We start from the raw sequence: 18,496 nt of genomic DNA on the forward strand, positions 1-18,496 counted from the left end.
AAAGGAGTGCAATTTATGTATCCTAATTACCTACCTCAGTATTATAACTATCAAAATAGTCAAGAAGATTACTTATATTCAACTCCGTACTATGTGGAGAATTATTATCCTTCCCACCCTGGTGACAGACAATTTGGTGGTTTTCAACCCCCGTTTGCACCACCAGGTCAAGGGCCAATGGGAGGACCGCCAACTTCACCACCACCGTTTGCACCACCAGGTCAAGGCTCAGAGGCAGGACCACCAACTTCACCACCGCCATCTTTTGTTCCTCAACAACAAGTATCAGCATATGCAGTTGACCCAGGCGGTATTAGAGGATGCTTATTCAGATACACCTATGTATGGCTGAGAGGTTTTCAACAATTTTGGTTTTATCCTACCCATGTCGGTCGAAACTCTGTCTCAGGGTATCGCTGGACTGGATTTAGATGGGTTTATTTTGGAATAGACTTACGACAAATCCAATCGTTTACTTGCTTTTAATAAGAAAAAAGGCACTCCGAAAGAGAGCGGACAACTTTAATCCCCTCTCTTTTATGGTTGCTTAGTTTTCATTCTTTTAGTCTAGGTTTAGCAGGATCACAGTTTGGTTGATCAAGTTTTGCCGATTCTGCTAATTTCATAAGATAATAACATTCTTCACGGTACATATGATCCGCCATTAAAGGGGCAAAGATTCCTAATGCTTGCTTACTTAGTCTAAGTTCTTCGATTTCCTGTAGAAAGGTTTGAAATAACTTAATTTCTAACTGGCTGTCTAAGTTCATTTTATCCAAAGCAGGGAAAGAAGCTAAATTGGTTCTTAAATACCCTGCAAGTTCCACGGATTTTAAGTAGAAATTTTCAAAATTCTTCATAAATGAATTACTTTTTTCTTTAAGTTTCTTTTCTACACCATCTAAATTGGTGGAAATTGCTTCTGCATGCCCCGCCGCATCCAATAACCACAATAGGTGATGGTGGAGCTCGTGGTATATAGGTGGGACTTGCCCAGCCTTTAAGTGTTCTAAAATTCTTAAATACTCCTCTAATTCATTTATCATATGATTTATAAAAGTAGGTGAAAGGTGAATTTTTATTTTTCCAATCAGATGATTTCTTAATAAACCTAATTTAAATTCCCGTAATTTTATTACCTCGGATTCAGCTTCTTTGGTTAATTCCCCTAGATCTTCGGATTTTGCACGCTCCAGAAGAGTGTCAAATACTCGAATAAATGTTGATGCCGTTTCAATTTCCTGTTTTTGATTAGGGGATAACGATTCGTATATAAACCTTGAATGATCACCTAATATTTGGAGCCAGAAACGGTGTTCAAATCTAGCTGTTTTCTCAAAGATATCATTCATATTTATTCCTCCCACTTAGTAATCTACGCACTATTTTGATGTTATTCTTCTATCCTGCTTCTTATGAACAAAGCTGGGAAAAATAATAAGGTACACAAGCTTGCTGAGAAAAAGTATAAACATCTTCTTACAGGACAAGCATATGATGAAGTAACTACCTTTTTGCTGAAAGGGATGCTCTTGTTTTGACTTATTATAAATCGAAGTTAACGGCCTCGTTGTATGCGACTATGTCGATTAGTTTTTGGGGAGTTTCCTTTGTATCGACGAAGGCTGTGCTAGGTAAATTGGATCCATATTCGTTACTTGTTGTGCGGTTTGGGATTGGATCCTTATTTTTGCTTTTGCTATTACTTTTGCAGCGTAAGCGGTTACTCGTCTCCTTTACATATTTCCCACATTTAATGATCCTCGGCATCCTTGGGGTATTTGTTCATCAAATCCTTCAAGCGACAGCTTTGTTGACGATTAACGCTTCTTCTGCTGGTTGGCTCATATCATTTTCACCCATCTTTACTGTTTTCCTTTCCATTCTCTTTTTACATGAAAGGTTAAATTTATCCAAGGCAATTGGAATGGCTCTAGCGATCACTGGGGTCCTAATTGTCACTACAACCAGAAGTGGTCAATCCTTTCAGTTTTCTATTAATATTGGCTTCCTTCTCATGATGTTAAGTACGTTAAATTTGGCGGTTTATTCAGTGCTTTTAAGAAGCTTAAAGATTCCATATTCTCCACTCTTAATCACGTTTTATATGAGTTTAATAGGTTTGATTCTAACCACACCTTTTATTATTAGAAATAAAGGTTGGGAATCACTTTCCCTTCTGAACTATTCCGAGTGGGCCCATTTGTTGTTTCTTGGGGTTTTTGTTTCGGGAATTGCTTATTGGTACTGGGGAAAAGCACTTGAGGTGTTAGAGGCTTCAAAGGTTTCAATGTTTCTATATATGGAACCTGTCGCAACATTGGTTGCTGCGGTATTGCTTCTAGATGAAAAAGTTTTTCTCATAAGTGTTGCTGGGGGAATCATAATTATTATTGGAGTGATTATTGTTAACGGTCAGCTTATGCCTATGTTGGTCAACCTCTTCAAGAAAAAACGACGGTAGGAGGACAGCTTTATGACTTTGACAATGAAGCTACAGAATGTTTTGGGGACTTTAAAAAGTCCAACTAAAGTCGAGTTAAAAGCCGCTCTACTAAAACTGGGTCTCACACTAGATGATCTTGCTCTCTTACCAGAACCATCTCCTGGAAAGCCGTACAACCGGAAGCTACTTTTTAAAAATGAAGAAGTTGAACTGCTTGCCATGAATTGGTCAGAGTTGGAGTGTGCCCCCCATGATCATGGAAATTCCCACGGCTGGATACAAGTCCTTGCCGGCACTTCCATTAATTCTGTTTTTGAGGTAAATGGAGATGGCCTGCCTAACGAATTGTTTCATGAAATCCATCATAAAGGAAAATATTTTTATGCCCCGAAAAAGGGCATCCATAAAATGAAAGCTTCCAATAATACGGATATGGTTACTCTCCATCTGTATTCCCCTCCCATCACCGGAATGATGGTCTACGACCTGCAAAAATGTGCTGCATGTGTTGTATCAGATGATTGTGGAGCATGGTGGCCAGATGAACAATATCAGAAAGTGAAGGAAATACAACTTAGGAAGGTTAGCTATTAGCCTTTGAGGAAAAAAGGGAGACCAATGTTCATTTACATTGGTCTCCCTTTCGTTTCATATTATTTTGAGTCTGCCAGTAAGTCCTCATAAATTTCGTTATATTCCTTAGCCGATTGTAACCAACTGTAATCTTGACTCATTGCTTTTTGTACTAAGTTAATCCAGTTCTCTTTTTGATGATAAAAATAAATGGCTCTTTTAATGGTATGGAGCATATCATGCGCGTTAAAATTTCTAAAGGTGAAGCCGTTCCCATTACCTGTAAATTCATTATAAGAATGGACTGTATCATTTAGGCCGCCCGTTTCTCTAACAATAGGGATTGTTCCGTACTGCAAGGCAATTAGCTGCCCTAATCCACAAGGTTCAAACTGAGAAGGCATTAAGAATAAATCGGCTCCAGCATAAATTTGGTGTGCCAGTGATTCATTAAAGCCTATGTATACTCTAACTTTATCCGGATATTCATGTACCATTTGCTTTAAGAAGTTTTCATATGTAGGGTCGCCAGAACCAAGAACAATGAATTGAATATCTTCCTGAATCATACTTTGAAATACATGGAGCAATAAGTCTAAGCCTTTTTGACTTGTTAAGCGTGTGACCATGGCAATGATTGGCGTATTTTCTTTTTCAGGCAGTCCAAAATATTGCTGCAATTCTTGTTTATTTTCCACTTTCCCTTCTAGTGAATCGAGATCAAAAGGAACCGCAATATCACGGTCTGTTTTAGGATTATAGGCCGTATCATCAATACCATTTACAATTCCGATTAACTTATGACGATATTTCCGTAAAAGTCCATCAAGTCTTTCGCCAAAATAGGGATTTTGAATTTCCTCTTTATAGGTTGGGCTGACAGTGGTTACAATATCAGATGCAATGATACCGCCCTTCATAAAGCTAATATTTCCATAAAACTCAAGTTGTTCACTGTTAAAATATTGATGCCCTAAACCTAACTGCTCACTCATTACCTCATATGGAAAAATCCCTTGAAATTGTAAATTGTGAATCGTAAATACTGTTTTAATATCCTTATATATTGGAATATGTCGATAATGGGCATCTAATACAAAATTCACCATTCCTGTATGCCAGTCATGACAATGGATTACATCAGGAATAAAATCCAGATGTGGAATACACTCTAGAACTGCCTTTGAGAAAAAAGAGAATCGCTCCCCATCATCATAATGCCCATATAAGGAATCACGATAAAAATAATATTCGTTATCAATTAGATGATAGGTAATTCCTTCATGTTCTGCAGTAAGGATACCGCAGTATTGACTGCGAAATCCTACCTGTACATTTATCGCTTGTTGAAATTGAAATAAACTTTTAAGTTTTTCAGGAATTAAACTATAATTTGGTAAAATAACACGTACTTCAGTCCCTAACTTTTTTAACGCCTTAGGAAGTGCACCCGCTACATCAGCAAGGCCTCCTGTTTTGACAAACGGGACACACTCGGATACTGCAAATAAAACTTTCACTTTTTCTCAACGCCCCTTTTGAACTGTTCCCTTTTCTACTAGATAAGGTGTCTCTCTACTTCCTACCAGCTGTACACCATTATCAATTTTGACATCCTTATCCAATATTACACCATCTAGGATACAATTCTCACCTATTTGACACTTCTGCATAATAATAGAATTACGAATCACAGCTCCTTTTCCAACTTTAACCGAACGGAAAAGAATACTATTTTCTACTTCGCCTTGAATAATACATCCATTTGCGATCATGGAGTTCGTAACCTTTGCGGCATTTTTATATTGTGTTGGCGGCTCATCTTTTACCTTTGTAAAGATTGGCTCATTCTTCGTAAAAACCTGCTTCCATACGGTTGGCTGCAGCAAATCCAAACTATTTTGATAATAGCTTTGGAGAGAGTCAATTATAGTAATATAGCCAGCCCATTCATACATATTAATTTTAAATTTATGGCGTTTATCATGCACAACATCAAAAATCGTGTAATATCCTTGATTTTTGTATTGTTCAAACAGAGAGAGTAATAAACTTTTGTCCAGAATATATGTTTGCAGCGATTGCCCATTATGAAACACCTCGGTAATATCCGCTTCTGTTTCAATATGGTGATCTAATATTTTACAAAAATCAATGGTTCCGATTGTATTGCAATTTGTAATCACTACGTATTTTTGCTTACTGCGTAAGAAATACGTAGTATTTTTTGCAAAATGGGCAAAAGAACCAAATCGCTCGATTCTGGAAGTGCCCTCAGGGGAAAAGATAAACAGACCATCACGCTTTCTGTCCAAGTCCCATTGTTTGCCTGATCCTAAATGATCTATCAGCGACCGAACTTCTTTTCCAGTGAAAATAGCCACATTGGTAATTCCCGAGTTCACCATATTTGATAACATAAAATCGACTAATCGATATCGACCGGCAAACGGTAGAGATGCTAAAGAACGATGAGCAGTTAATTTTTTAAACGTGTCAAACTCATTCGTTGCATTAATAATTCCAAGCATTGAACACGGCATAGAATCGCCCTTCCTTTTCTGTGGTTTTTAACTAATCTTCATCCGCATACAATATGACGGCATCATTGTTCTTTGATGGGCGAATAACGGCGTTGTCCTCCACTGTCATTCCTGGAGCGATAATGGCGCGTTCAATCACCGCATTTTTTCCAACATGAGCATTTGGCATGATTACTGAATCTTGAATCACACTACCTTCCTCAACTGTAACGCCCTGGAACAAAACAGAATGCTTTATTGTCCCTTCTACAATACAGCCCTCATTAATTAATGACTCTTCAATGTGAGCGGTCGGAGCAATATATTGAGGAGGCTGATTTGGATTCACAGAATAAATTCTCCAAGTCCGGTCATAAAGATCCAAGTCCGTTTCCTCTTTTAATAAATCCATATTGGCTTCCCACAGGCTGCCTACAGTCCCAACATCTTTCCAGTAACCCTTAAATGGATAAGCCACGACCTTTTTCTTTTCTTCCAGTAATAGAGGAATAATATCCTTGCCAAAATCATTGGATGATTCAGGGTTTTTATTATCCATTTCTAAAAAGGTTCTTAAAACCGGCCATTTAAAAATGTAAATCCCCATCGATGCTAAGTTACTTTTTGGATCCTTCGGTTTTTCCTCAAATTCAATAATATCTAAATCCACATTTGTATTCATAATCCCAAAACGGCTCGCTTCCTCCCAAGGTACCTCAATGACAGAGATGGAAACATCTGCCTCCTTTTCAATATGATACGCGAGCATTTTAGAATAATCCATTTTATAAATATGGTCACCTGACAAAATGAGGACGTATTCTGGATTGTATTGTTTTAAATAATTTAAATTTTGATAAATCGCGTTGGCAGTACCTTTATACCACCTAAGACCTGCTGTTTCTGAATAGGGAGGCAAGACGGTAACCCCGCCATTATTACGATCTAAATCCCAAGCGCTTCCTATACCGATATAGGTATGCAATACAAGAGGCAGATATTGAGTTAATACTCCTACTGTATCAATTCCTGAATTTGTACAGTTACTTAATGGAAAATCAATAATTCGATATTTCCCTCCGAAAGAAACAGCTGGCTTTGCTTTATTTCTTGTTAGTGCACTTAATCGGCTACCTTGACCACCTGCTAGCAGCATAGCTACGCACTGTTTTTTCTTTCCCATTGCTTATACTCCCCTTTCTTATTTTCACTGGTCGTAAGATGGATATACCAAAAGGCGGGATGGTCATTTCTAGATGACTTGGCTGGTTGTGAAACGGTTTTTTGACTGATTTGATTTTCTTTTTATTTAATTGCCCAGAACCACCATAGGAAACTGCATCACTATTAAATATTTCATGGTAATATGCGTAGGATGGAACCCCGACTTTGTAGTTCTCATATACGACCTCTGTAAAATTACAAACGATAATAAGACGATCGCTTTCTTTTTTTCCTTTTCTAATAAAAGAAAAAATACTTTGATCTTTATTATCAGCATCAATCCACTCAAATCCTTCATTTGAGTGGTCCAGCTCCCACAATGCTTTCGAACGTTTGTAAAAGTGCATCAATTCTTTAAAATAATCATGCAATAAACGGTGCATCTCATAATCGTGTAACTCCCAATCTAAATCCTCTAAATCCTTCCATTCAGCAAACTGACCAAACTCTCCGCCCATAAATAGGAGTTTTTTACCTGGGTGTGTCATAAGATACCCATATAATAAGCGAAGTTGGGCAAATTTGCGCCAATAATCACCTGGCATTTTATTTAACAGTGATTTTTTACCGTGTACAACTTCATCATGTGAGAATGGTAAGATGAAGTTTTCGGAATACGCATACATTAAGGAAAAGGTTACTTTTTCATGCAAATACTTTCTGTTCTGAGGTTCCGCTTCTATATACTTCAAAATATCGTTCATCCAACCCATATTCCACTTATAGTTAAAGCCTAAGCCACCTTCATAGACAGGTCCTGTCACAAGCGGCCAATCTGTCGAATCTTCTGCAATCATTAGGAATGTCGGATCATTCTCAAAAACCACTTCATTCAGCTTTCGTAAGAAGGATACCGCGTATTCATTTTTTTGTGATATACCCCCTGCATTCCAGTACAGCATATTGGCCACTGCATCCACTCGAAATCCATCGATGTGATAGTATTTCATCCAGAATAAGGCATTAGAAATTAAAAAGCTTTTTACTTCACCTTTCCCCAAATCAAAATTCGCTGTTCCCCATACCTTGTTTTCCCGTACAAATACATCTTTATATTCATAGGCAGGCCGTCCATCAAACATATACAAACCATGGGCATCTTTGCAAAAATGTCCAGGAACCCAATCAAGAATTACTCCAATACCGCTTTGATGGCATTGATCAATAAAGTACATTAAATCGTGTGGACTGCCGTATCGACTTGTCGGGGAATAGTATCCTGTTCCTTGATACCCCCAAGAACGATCATACGGATGTTCAACGAGCGGCATAATTTCAATATGTGTAAAATGATGCTCAAGCACGTATGGTATTAGTTCAGCTGCTAACTCTCTATATGTATAAAATCTTTCTTCAACCTTTTTTCTCCATGAACCTAAATGAACCTCGTAAATAGCAAGAGGTTCTTCGTAAGCCCTTTTCTTTTTTTTATTTTTGAACCACTGTTGATCCTTCCAATCATATCCTTCAATATTGTAAATGACAGACGCTGTGTGCGGCCTGAGCTCTGAATAAAAGGCATAGGGATCTGCTTTTAAGAACTTATTTCCAGCAGCTGTTTCAATTTGATACTTATAGATTTCATTTTCAAGTTGGCCGGGAATAAATATTGACCATATTCCTTCATTATTTACCTTCGTCATTCCATGATTACTGCCATCCCATTTATTGAAGTTTCCGACAACCTTCACTTCAATAGCATGAGGAGCCCAAACAGAGAAGCGAGTACCCTTTACTCCTTTTTGTGTTTCAGGATGTGCACCAAATACTTTGTAGCTCTCGTATAAATTTCCTTCATGAAAAAGGTGTACTTCATAATCTGTAGGATGTGTTAAAATCACATTTTCACCTCTTTCTTTCATTGTGCCGGTTGGCTCTCTTGTAGTTTTTCATAAATAAATTGTTTAATGCATAACAAATAGAGTTACTAAAAAGTGAAAACGACTCCGAAAAACCAGAGTCGCCTATATTAATTATTGATATTTTTCAAATAATTATTTAATACTTTTCTATATCTCCAAATATCTTTAGTATCAACTGGGAATTCCTTTATGTCCCAATACGTTTGGTATTTCCGATGAGCAGTCAGTGTGCCATCAGGATATTGCATAAATGTAAGGACTCCGTTGTTTTCTTCATCTTCTATGGTGATGTAGTGTTTCGAACCATCCCAGCTCCCCAAATCACCAAACCTCTCACAAAACTGCTCCACATTCGCTTTGCTTCGAATAATCATACCATTCACTCCCACCTCTTTTTAATTTGATAGTATTATAACATACTAGGTTGGTCTTTCATTAGTACGGTAGGTGTAAATGCCATAAAAATTCGAATAATCAATGGATTCAATTATAGAAATAGTACAGAAGTATTAATTCGTACTGATCAAGCTCCAGAAGGCCCTTTCAATATACTTCAAATATTTTATCTCGGAATACTGCCTGCTAAAAAATCCCCTACTAGATAGACTATTAATATCTAGTAGGGGATTTTAATTTTATCAAAATCGTCTTTTTCGATTACGCAAGAACGATGGAATATCCAGAGATTCTTCTGTCTGTTCTGAGTGTCTGTCATAATCATACACTGGTTCGTTACGGTTTATTGGATTACGTTGTACTCGTTGCTCCCTTTGATATGTATTCGGTATCTCTTCCACTATTGGCTTTGTAGGCATTTGTATTGTTGGCTCCTCTTTCTCAGTGAAGCCAGTGGCAATAACAGTCACAATAATTTCTTCCACTAAGTTTTCGTTAATGACAGAACCAAAAATCATATTTAGTTCTTCATGAGAAGCAGAAGCAACGATATCAGCTGCCTCCTGTACTTCAAAAAGACTTAAATTATTTCCCCCAGTTATGTTCATGATCACACCATGAGCCCCATTAATGGAAGTTTCAAGTAACGGGCTATTTAAGGCTTTCTCTGCAGCCTCAACAGCACGATTATTACCTTTTGCAATACCAATTCCCATTAACGCCGTTCCCTTATGGGACATAACGGTTTTCACGTCAGCAAAGTCCAGATTGATTAAACCTGGTACAGCAATTAAATCGGAAATTCCTTGAACCCCCTGGCGGAGTACATTATCCGCCTCACGGAAAGCTTCAATCATAGGAGTTTTTTTATCTACAATTTCTAATAAGCGATCATTGGGAATAATAATCAAAGTGTCTACTGCTTCCCTCATTTCACTAATTCCATTTTCTGCGTTAGACGCACGCTTCTTCCCTTCGAATTTAAATGGACGTGTTACAACCCCAATTGTCAAGGCACCAAGATTACGGGCAATTTCTGCAATGGCAGGCGCTGCGCCCGTCCCGGTACCACCGCCCATTCCTGCTGTAACAAAAACCATGTCTGCGCCTTGTAACACTTCCTTTATTTGCTGTTTACTTTCTTCCACAGCTCTTCTGCCTATTTCCGGATTTGCTCCTGCTCCTAAACCTCTTGTCAATGCTGTACCGATTTGCATCGTGACGGCTGCTTTAGATTGATGAAGAGCTTGTGCGTCGGTATTAACGGAAATAAATTCTACACCCTCAACGCCTTCGTCGATCATACGATTTACGGCGTTATTTCCCCCGCCGCCTACACCGATGACTTTAATCGTGGCGAGTTGGTCCATAGATGTATCAAATTCTAACATGTTCATTTCTCCTCTATAGTAATTTAGGTGGCAGGATATTTTCCTGTTGCTTTCCAATAATCGCAGACCAAAATTTTTATCCTGATCGAAAAAAAAGGCGGCTATTTTGATTTAGTTGTAGTCTACTTAACTATGAATTTATTGTCTAGTTAAGATACACCTATTTATCAGATTAAAAAATAGTAAAAAAAACACACCTTTCCATATCGAGAACTGCCAGTTCTTAAAAGTAAAAAAAGGGAAACCAGTGTGGTTTATTCACATTGGTTTCCCTTTTCATTCATACCTTTAAGCGATTATTATAATGAGTAAGTCTGTCTAAATCTGCTGTCATTCTACGACACCTAATATAGTCCTTTTTACGGCGTTGTTCGACTCTCATTCTCACTGTATGATGTCTACAGTAGTCTTCATAACCTACCCCATGAGCACTACGCATCGCTTTTTCCATTTCGCTCGTATAACTTAATTGTAAATGATTGATAAAAAATCATTCCTTTCAGTTTTTTTCACTTGGCGAATTGTTCTATAACGTAGTTTTCATCTTAACATTGATATCCTAGGTCACACAAAGTCGAAATAACGGTGTATTTTGCTGTATAAAAGAATGTCATCCAAACTCGTGAATATACCTCTGACATCCTAACCTTTTTAGCCATATCCTTCCATATAATGCTTAACCTAAAATTCTCATTGCTGATTATCAGCGACTGAATTGACTTGCAAATAGAGAAAACATCTAACTAGTACAGAAGATTGATTTTCTAATTAATGAAAGGAAATTATCAGTGATTTATAGAAGTGTTAAATTGGAGGTGCAGTGTTATGAAGACCAAATATTCACCTAGTGACATACAGGAATTGCTTGGAATTGATGCGAGTACATTACGGAAGTATGCCTCTCTCTTGGAAGGACATGGGTATCCAGTTCAGCGCAATAATAGAGGACATAGAACATATTTTGAAAAAGATGTTATTACACTACGCAAGTTAATCGAATTCTGTAACCAAGAGGGTATGACGATGGATCGATCTGCCGAAGCAGTGATGACATGGGTCTCTGAAGGATATAAACTGGTACCCCCTATAGAAGAGGTGCCGTTACAGACAACTAATGATGGGGAGCTTGAGCAGAAAACTGACACTATTGAGCTATTGGATCGTATAGAACATTTGGAGCAAATAAATGTAGAATTAATCAAACTTTTGAAGGAGAAGGCAGTACGGGAAGCTAAACAAGAAGAGAAAATTAATCTAATTTTCAAGTATGTAGAACGGACGGAGCAACTCGAGAAAGAACGAAGTAAAATATTTAATGAAGAAACCAGAAAGCAAATCGCAGCTACAGAACAAAGGAAATGGTGGCAATGGTGGCGATGAGAAAAGCCGTGCTTGGGTTAAGCATGGCTTCATTTACAACCATAAATTTTTACTACTCATTCTTTAGTCTTTGCATTCTTTTAATCTTATATTGTTCAAAATCCCACTTCGATAAAAATTCTTTTGTGGAAGTATAGCCCGACATATAGAGAAAATCGATTTCATCCTTATCTAGTTCAAAATCAGTGGCATTGATGTCACCAGTTGGAATTTGAATGGTCCGTTCAATCGCATCCTTGTTCAAGTATCGTAAATCATGGGCTTGAATCATCGTTTTAATGATATTTTTAAAAAGGTGAAGCGGGGTTGGTATAACGGCGTCTATGTTCACTTTTTCTTTCACAAAACGGAAGCCGAACGTCGGAAACCGGGGGTTGTCTGTATCAAATATCCATATTGGGAAGTTACTAAGTAAGCCGCCATCTAAAATATAGGATTTTTTTCGGTCTTTTAATTTCCAAATAACTGGACGGTAGAAAAATGGCAGTGAAGCACTCATCATAACAGCGGTTGAAATTTTTAAATCAGCAGGAGTCATCCCATAGCGTTCCAAATCATCTGGCAAAATAAGCATTTGCCCATTCGATACATCAGAAGCAATTATCTTCAATTTATCTTTTGGAAGATCCGCAAATGTTTTAATCCCTTTTTCTGTAAGAAGCGAATCCAGCCATGTTTCCAAATAATCGTTTTTATAAATTCCAAGATGAAACATTAGTTCTAATAAGGAGCCGAAAATAGGAATTCGATTCAAATACGTCCTGCCTCGAAACTTTGAAAAATCTAGTTTACTCATATGATCTCTAATTTCATAGCTTTTATAACCGCTTGCCAAAAGTGCAGCGATAATAGCTCCCGCTGATGTTCCAGCCAATCTTTGCCATTCTACTTTTTCCTCTTCCATCGCATGAATCGCTCCAATAAAAGCAATTCCCCTAGCTCCACCACCTTCAAAAACAGCATCTGCCTTCAACTTTTTTCCACCTCACGATTTATAAATACATAGTTTATTCTACCTTTTCATTGATAAGTAAGTTCATATGGGCATTAATACTCTGTAATAGTATCTTTATAGTATACTGACTGTGAATATACGTCGAAAGTCATATTTACCATTTCTTTCTACCTCAACCACTTTTTTATATAGTAAAATAGGACTTCTATGTCATAATAATGTACATTCCTTACAAATATTCTTTGCTATTATTCGAAAATTAGTAGTAGCCTGGCAGCGTATCTCCATTGGCTGGTATACCGTGATAAAAAATGAACCTGTTTCATAAAAATACAAGTTTTTTTGGAATGTTTAAAACGTTTTGTTGATATCCTAGACAATTAAGAATGCCCATCCATGTATAAATGGATGGGCTTTTAAAACCTAACATTGCTTCATTCCTATTTTTGATCTGTCTTTATTTTTGATTCTATAACATGAACAAGTTCTTCAATAATATCGTTTAGTCTCATGATGCTGGTATCTTTTCTTAAAATGCTTGAAGTTTTATATATTAATGTTTTTTCTTGTTCACTCATAAATATAGTTTTTTCTTGTTCATTCATAAAAAATCCTCCACTTTAAATCGATATCAAAAAGTCTAATGAACCTTCTTATGGTGCAAGTAATCTATGACTGAAAAAAATTCCACTAATCTACGAGAAAAAGTATTTTACTAATTTCAAATTTTAATTTGAATTAATATACTTATTTAAAATTTTTCTATAATCATTTATGGGTGATGATTCATTAATAAATCGTGTGTTTAACTCATTAGCCAATAGCAGAACAAAGTCTTTGCAAAGATTTAACTTAATAGCAGAATCAAATGCTTCTAGCAATTGTTCAGTGCTAAGGTTATGCATACTTGTCTCACTCCACTTTACTCAATTACCTACTTTCAAGTAATAATATGAAGTTGGAATACTCAGTTGTAAAATCATTATTATTAAAAAAAAGCAGCTTGCCTTGAAGGTAAAGCTGCTTTTTTGTGCGATTTTTAGGGCATCTATTAACAAAGAAGGGCTCATCCGATAAAGAATGTTTTTTCTTTTAAATATGTACCTTATTTAATTGGAGCAACAAGTCCACGCACGCTATCTTCCAATCTATGTGCAATATTTTCATGAGTTTCTCTAGCTTGTTTTAAATAGTTGTCTGTGACAGATTCCCAAGCATTAAGTGCTTCATTTGTAGATTCGATGAATGCCTCGCTATTTTGTTCAAAACGCTTCTCTGTACTTTCAATTAAATCAAAAGCTGAGTTAATTGGAGTTAAATAAAGCTCCTCTAATTTACTAGCTACTTCACTTACTTGACTATTTAAAGATTCAGTCATTACTTCAGTGGATTCATTTCCTTTAATAACATTGTATTGGAATATCCCTTTACGCAAATCGCTATTTATTGTTGTAACTTGTTCAAAAAGACCCTTTAAAGTATTGCGGTACACTCCATTGAACTTGGTTGTTTCTTTTATAGCATTTAAGTAAAGTTCTTGCTGTTGTTCTCTAAGTTCTCTTGTACGAGAAACTGCAGCTTCAAATTGACCCCAAAAAATATTAATAAATGAATCGGTAACATAGTTTGTTTCGTTTTGCTTCTCTACTTTTGGAACTACCACTTTTGAAACTTCCACTTTTTTAACCTCTCCTTTTTTAACTTCCTTTTTTAGGACTTCTTCTTTTTGATCAATCACCTTTTGGCTCATCGTCGTTCCTCCTCATTTGTTTCGTTAATTTCTCTATTTTATCCTCCATATGAAATGGAGGAAGGCAGAGCTCAAGAAAACTAAAGTACATGTTGAAAAATTTATCGAGCATGGATTGGTATTGCTCAAGTTGTATTGCATGGCCCTTTAAAAACCCTTTACCAGTATCAGTTATTGAATAACATCGTTTGGCAGGACCACTTTCATTTGTATGCCACTCTGATTGCACAAGATTGTCTTTCTCTAGCTGTCTCAATAAACGATACAAGTTTCCTTGGTCAAGAGTGTGAAAACCGAGAGTTTGAAGCTTTTGAATTAGTTCATAGCCATGAAGTGACATCCTGCTAAGAAGCAATAATATAAATGGAAGGATAAAGTGCTTAGATGGAGTAACATTTTTTTCATTATTGTTATTTGTCATGACTACACCTCAATAAAATTACTATAGGTGTATTTTACACATATGGGTCAGTTTTCGTCAATATCAAAAAAACAAAAATAAATAATGTTTATAATATTTATAAAATTAAAGGGTCAATTATAAATGGAAGACAGAGGAACATTAATATTGGTCTATTAGTAACTGCAGATCTAATATTTTAAGATAGAAAAAAGCAACTACCACAAGTATGGGATAGTTGCTCTTTATACTAAAATAAAAAGAATTTATTTAGCTGAAAAATGAAAAAGCGTTTCTAATTGACGAGTTATTTCATCTTTATCCGCCTCAACCACTTTGAGATGCTGTGGTTTATTAAACAATTGATTTATTTGCTCAGGGAATGGCTGTTTAATACCGCAACGTTCGATGGACTCATTAAATTTTGCAGGATGAGCGGTTGCAAGTGTGATACAAACCTCACTAGAATCATTACATCTTTCATAGGCAGCAACCCCACAAGCAGTATGTGGATCTAATAAATAATTTGTTTCAACATAGTACTCGCTGATGGTTTGCAGGCACTCCTCCCCTTCAACACCATGAGCCGCAAAATCTTCTTGTACCCGGTGAAGTTGTTCCTGGTTCACAACGATTTTTCCTTCTGACTTGAATTTCTCCATTACAGCAGACACTGCTTTTGGATCTTCTTTAAGCAAGTAGTATAGGTAACGTTCAAAATTGCTTGCAACCTGGATATCCATCGAAGGGCTATAGGTACTGCGGAATTCACCAGGCTGGTACACGCCATCACGGATAAAACCTTCTAAAATGTTATTCTCATTTGTTGCAACGATTAGTTTACCTACAGGAAGTCCCATTTTCTTTGCAAGGTATCCAGCAAAGATATCTCCGAAATTACCTGTTGGCACACTGAAATTAACATTCTTTACTTTGTTTTCTTTTGTCACTTTGAAATAAGCATAGAAATAATAAACTGTCTGCGCTAAAATACGAACAAAGTTGATGGAATTAATGGCACGCAGATGATATTTATTTTTTAGCTCTACATCTGCAAACAATTCCTTGATGATTCTTTGACCATCATCAAACGTTCCTTTTATAGCCAAATTCAATACACTTTGGTCATCAATTGTCGTCATTTGTAATTCTTGCACCTTACTTACTTTACCGTGGGGATGTAAAATACAAATGCGAATGCCTTCTTTTCCTCTCACGCCTTCAATAGCTGATGCCCCCGTATCTCCCGAAGTTGCACCAAGAATATGAATCGTTTCACCAGTTTTCTTTGAAACATAGGAATATAGGTTTCCTAAGAATTGCAGAGCAATATCTTTAAAAGCAAAGGTAGGGCCATGGAAAAGTTCTAATACATACATATTATCCTTCAGCTTTTGTACCGGTGTTACCTCTGGGTGGCGGAAGGTAGCATAGCTTTTCTTTATTAATTCCTTTAACTCATTTTTTGGAATTTCACTATCAACATAATAGGAAAAGATTTCATAAGCTAATTCTTGATAAGTAAGATTGGACATTGCCTCTAACTTCTCTGCAGGAATTTGTGGGATTTTCTCTGGAACTAATAATCCCCCATCGTTTGCCAATCCCATTAAGACTGTATCAATAAAGCCAATTTTATTTACGCTTCCGCGTGTACTAACAAAGTTCATAATTTTCCTCCATGTTATATAAGTTATAAGATTTATTTTGAAGCTAGAGATTCCTATAATATTTTTGGTGCTTTAATATATAAAATTTATTGTAACATAATTGAGCGAATAGTCTATAAATTGTCGTTTTTGTAAGCGTTTTTATATTATTTACATGTTTCGATAGTAGATTTCCTCATAATTACTCAACAAATAGGGGGAACCCTCGTATTTCATAAGAAAGTGACGATGAAAACTCTACATACTCATAAAGGATTGAGAAGAATGATATTGAATTATACAACTACAAGGAAAAAAACTTGTACAAATCGGAAAGGTTGTGAGTTTATGAGACTTTCAGATGTGCAGCCCCAGAAAAACTTCAGCTACATCTTCGTCCAATTTCCAGGAATGAAAATGAATGTCCCTATTCTCTCGAACGGTGAGGGAAAGGCGGTGAAAGAAGATGTTGCTTTATGTGTCCAATTAAATAGCAAAGAAAAGGTTAATGATGTATACCTTGTACGCACACAGAGTATCCAACCTTTTGACTTTACAGATGAAGGAATTGGCGCAAAAGCAGCTTATCGTGTCATTAAGGAAAAAGAAAACTCTCAAGACTCACACACAAAACAACCCGAAGAATTCGTCACGTTAATTACAGAAGAAGTTGAAATTCTCCAAAAGAAAACCAAAACTGGTTACGACTTCATTTTAGTGGTAAATAACCGTGAAATCGGAATAGTAGCATCGATGGAAGTAGAAGTTTTCCAAACCGAGAAAGAACCATCACTATCAGATAAAAAAGTGAAAGACCATGTCTCTATGAACACAATTGACCAGAAAACTAAGATTGCCTTCGTAAGGAGGGTGAAAAAGCGAATAAGCATCGGAGAACACGCTTTCCGTGCTTCTAAAGTTTTTGAGCCAGTCCGAATTCCTTTGGAGGCCGTTAAAAGAAAAGTTATAGTATTTTCTCCTGCCGCATTAGATTTTATCGGTCCAGGTGATCAGAACCAAACCATTTTAATCATGAGGGGAGGTTGATTTGGAGCGTTATTTTAAAAATTTCATATTAGTAAAATCGAATCAAAGGATTAAATGGATAATCCTTTTCGATAGAATACACTTTAGGAAAGGAATGAAATATTGGCTGCAAGCCTGATACTTACTAAGGAAAACTAAACGAATCCATTTATAATAGGGACTTAACCAATGAGTTAAGTCCTTTTTACTTTTCAAACAATTACATAATCAGATTTTTGATGCCTTGAAACAAATGGATTATTCGTAATCCAAAAACGCCATGGATAATCACGCGCTTCACCAGTTTTGTCAATTCCAATTCTTTTTCCGGCAGAAATACTTTCTGGACGAATCCCTTTGGCAATAAATAATGGCGGAAGAGTGAGGGGATGACCATAATCCTCCACGGTAATACCCAATGATTTTGTCAATTTGCCAGGTCCATTTGTCAGACTTGGCAAATCTTCCTTACCTCTTCTCTTTTTCATTAATTCGAGGCCGTACGTAGGTTCAAGTGCGCGGACTAAAACGGCTTCAGGATGTTCTTCACCACCACTGACCACATTGAAAAGGCAGTGTGTATGCATTAAATAAGTATAAACAAGTCCTGAACGTTGGAACATCACCTCTGTTCTTCGCGTCCTCCTGTTATTGTAGCTGTGTGCAGCCCTATCGCCAGGACCTATGTATGCCTCTGTTTCAACAATATATCCTGCCGACACTCCCTCATTCGTTTCTTTTACAAGCAGGCATCCGAGCAATGCCTTTGCTAGTTCAAGGGTGGGCTGATCATAAAAATCCTCGGGTAATGGTTTTAAATCTTTTGTAAATTCTACCACGTTCTATGCCCTCCATTTCATTAATTTTCTTCCAAGAAAATATTTGAATGTTTATGAAAAATTGTTTATTATTAACATTTAAT

Annotated in this window: 20 protein-coding genes; 5 read left to right on the forward strand and 15 right to left on the reverse strand. The window is 36.7% G+C overall.

What is annotated here, in order from left to right; all coding sequences use genetic code 11:
* The first annotated feature begins 15 nt into the window (after positions 1–15).
* Positions 16–486 (forward strand): hypothetical protein, encoded by a 471-nt coding sequence (locus tag FS608_RS14820; RefSeq protein WP_144552262.1) that lies wholly within the window; start codon positions 16–18, stop codon positions 484–486.
* A 68-nt stretch (positions 487–554) separates the two neighbouring features.
* Here the strand turns inward: FS608_RS14820 and FS608_RS14825 are convergent, their stop codons facing one another.
* The gene (locus FS608_RS14825) at positions 555–1,352 is read right to left on the reverse strand and encodes a DUF2935 domain-containing protein (protein ID WP_144552264.1); all 798 of its coding nucleotides are present in this window, start codon (positions 1,350–1,352) and stop codon (positions 555–557) included.
* A 185-nt stretch (positions 1,353–1,537) separates the two neighbouring features.
* Here FS608_RS14825 and FS608_RS14830 point away from each other — a divergent pair, with 185 nt between their 5' ends.
* Positions 1,538–2,464 (forward strand): DMT family transporter, encoded by a 927-nt coding sequence (locus FS608_RS14830; protein WP_260871693.1) that lies wholly within the window; start codon positions 1,538–1,540, stop codon positions 2,462–2,464.
* Positions 2,465–2,476: 12 nt separating this feature from the next.
* Positions 2,477–3,040, forward strand: a complete 564-nt coding sequence (locus tag FS608_RS14835) for a cysteine dioxygenase (RefSeq protein WP_144552266.1) — start codon at positions 2,477–2,479, stop codon at positions 3,038–3,040.
* Positions 3,041–3,099: 59 nt separating this feature from the next.
* Here FS608_RS14835 and glgA read toward each other — a convergent pair whose 3' ends face one another.
* From glgA to FS608_RS31910, 7 genes are all read right to left on the reverse strand, one after another.
* Positions 3,100–4,539, reverse strand: a complete 1,440-nt coding sequence (glgA, locus tag FS608_RS14840) for a glycogen synthase GlgA (protein ID WP_144552268.1) — start codon at positions 4,537–4,539, stop codon at positions 3,100–3,102.
* Positions 4,540–4,545: 6 nt separating this feature from the next.
* Positions 4,546–5,550, reverse strand: a complete 1,005-nt coding sequence (locus tag FS608_RS14845) for a GlgC family sugar phosphate nucleotidyltransferase (protein ID WP_395947781.1) — start codon at positions 5,548–5,550, stop codon at positions 4,546–4,548.
* A gap of 43 nt (positions 5,551–5,593) precedes the next feature.
* The gene (locus FS608_RS14850) at positions 5,594–6,724 is read right to left on the reverse strand and encodes a glucose-1-phosphate adenylyltransferase (protein ID WP_144552273.1); all 1,131 of its coding nucleotides are present in this window, start codon (positions 6,722–6,724) and stop codon (positions 5,594–5,596) included.
* Positions 6,672–8,606 (reverse strand): 1,4-alpha-glucan branching enzyme, encoded by a 1,935-nt coding sequence (glgB, locus tag FS608_RS14855; RefSeq protein ID WP_395947782.1) that lies wholly within the window; start codon positions 8,604–8,606, stop codon positions 6,672–6,674. Before glgB ends, FS608_RS14850 begins: the two co-directional genes overlap by 53 nt.
* A 128-nt stretch (positions 8,607–8,734) precedes the next feature.
* Positions 8,735–9,001: a hypothetical protein gene (locus FS608_RS14860; protein ID WP_144552277.1), complete on the reverse strand. Its 267-nt coding sequence runs from the start codon at positions 8,999–9,001 to the stop codon at positions 8,735–8,737.
* A gap of 264 nt (positions 9,002–9,265) precedes the next feature.
* Positions 9,266–10,414, reverse strand: a complete 1,149-nt coding sequence (gene ftsZ / locus FS608_RS14865; RefSeq protein ID WP_144552279.1) for a cell division protein FtsZ — start codon at positions 10,412–10,414, stop codon at positions 9,266–9,268.
* 280 nt (positions 10,415–10,694) lie between these two features.
* On the reverse strand, positions 10,695–10,865 hold the full coding sequence (locus FS608_RS31910; protein ID WP_483861890.1) for a YuzK family famiily protein: 171 nt from the start codon (positions 10,863–10,865) through the stop codon (positions 10,695–10,697).
* A gap of 374 nt (positions 10,866–11,239) precedes the next feature.
* On the opposite strand from FS608_RS31910, the gene FS608_RS14870 reads away from it, so the two are divergent.
* Entirely contained in the window at positions 11,240–11,794 is a 555-nt protein-coding gene (locus FS608_RS14870) for a MerR family transcriptional regulator (RefSeq protein ID WP_144552281.1), read from the forward strand.
* Positions 11,795–11,846: 52 nt separating this feature from the next.
* Here the strand turns inward: FS608_RS14870 and FS608_RS14875 are convergent, their stop codons facing one another.
* From FS608_RS14875 to thrC, 6 genes are all read right to left on the reverse strand, one after another.
* Positions 11,847–12,767, reverse strand: a complete 921-nt coding sequence (locus FS608_RS14875; RefSeq protein ID WP_144552283.1) for a patatin-like phospholipase family protein — start codon at positions 12,765–12,767, stop codon at positions 11,847–11,849.
* Between the two features lie 422 nt (positions 12,768–13,189).
* The gene (locus tag FS608_RS30300) at positions 13,190–13,354 is read right to left on the reverse strand and encodes a hypothetical protein (RefSeq protein WP_186328741.1); all 165 of its coding nucleotides are present in this window, start codon (positions 13,352–13,354) and stop codon (positions 13,190–13,192) included.
* Positions 13,355–13,477: 123 nt separating this feature from the next.
* Positions 13,478–13,654, reverse strand: coding sequence for a sporulation histidine kinase inhibitor Sda (gene sda / locus FS608_RS14880; RefSeq protein ID WP_144552285.1), 177 nt, complete (start codon positions 13,652–13,654; stop codon positions 13,478–13,480).
* A 200-nt stretch (positions 13,655–13,854) separates the two neighbouring features.
* Positions 13,855–14,499 carry a hypothetical protein gene (locus FS608_RS14885; RefSeq protein WP_144552287.1) on the reverse strand — a complete coding sequence of 215 codons (645 nt, stop codon included), beginning with the start codon at positions 14,497–14,499 and terminating at the stop codon, positions 13,855–13,857.
* Positions 14,480–14,920, reverse strand: a complete 441-nt coding sequence (phaQ, locus tag FS608_RS14890) for a poly-beta-hydroxybutyrate-responsive repressor (protein WP_144552289.1) — start codon at positions 14,918–14,920, stop codon at positions 14,480–14,482. The genes FS608_RS14885 and phaQ overlap by 20 nt, the downstream gene beginning before the upstream one ends.
* A 245-nt stretch (positions 14,921–15,165) precedes the next feature.
* Complete coding sequence (gene thrC, locus FS608_RS14895) at positions 15,166–16,569, reverse strand: threonine synthase (protein WP_144552291.1); 1,404 nt, start codon at positions 16,567–16,569, stop codon at positions 15,166–15,168.
* A 390-nt stretch (positions 16,570–16,959) separates the two neighbouring features.
* On the opposite strand from thrC, the gene FS608_RS14900 reads away from it, so the two are divergent.
* Positions 16,960–17,595 carry a hypothetical protein gene (locus FS608_RS14900; RefSeq protein WP_222127356.1) on the forward strand — a complete coding sequence of 212 codons (636 nt, stop codon included), beginning with the start codon at positions 16,960–16,962 and terminating at the stop codon, positions 17,593–17,595.
* 191 nt (positions 17,596–17,786) lie between these two features.
* Here the strand turns inward: FS608_RS14900 and FS608_RS14905 are convergent, their stop codons facing one another.
* Positions 17,787–18,413 carry a DNA-3-methyladenine glycosylase gene (locus FS608_RS14905; protein ID WP_144552295.1) on the reverse strand — a complete coding sequence of 209 codons (627 nt, stop codon included), beginning with the start codon at positions 18,411–18,413 and terminating at the stop codon, positions 17,787–17,789.
* Positions 18,414–18,496: the final 83 nt, after the last annotated feature.

Source organism: Bacillus sp. X1(2014), assembly GCF_007678255.1.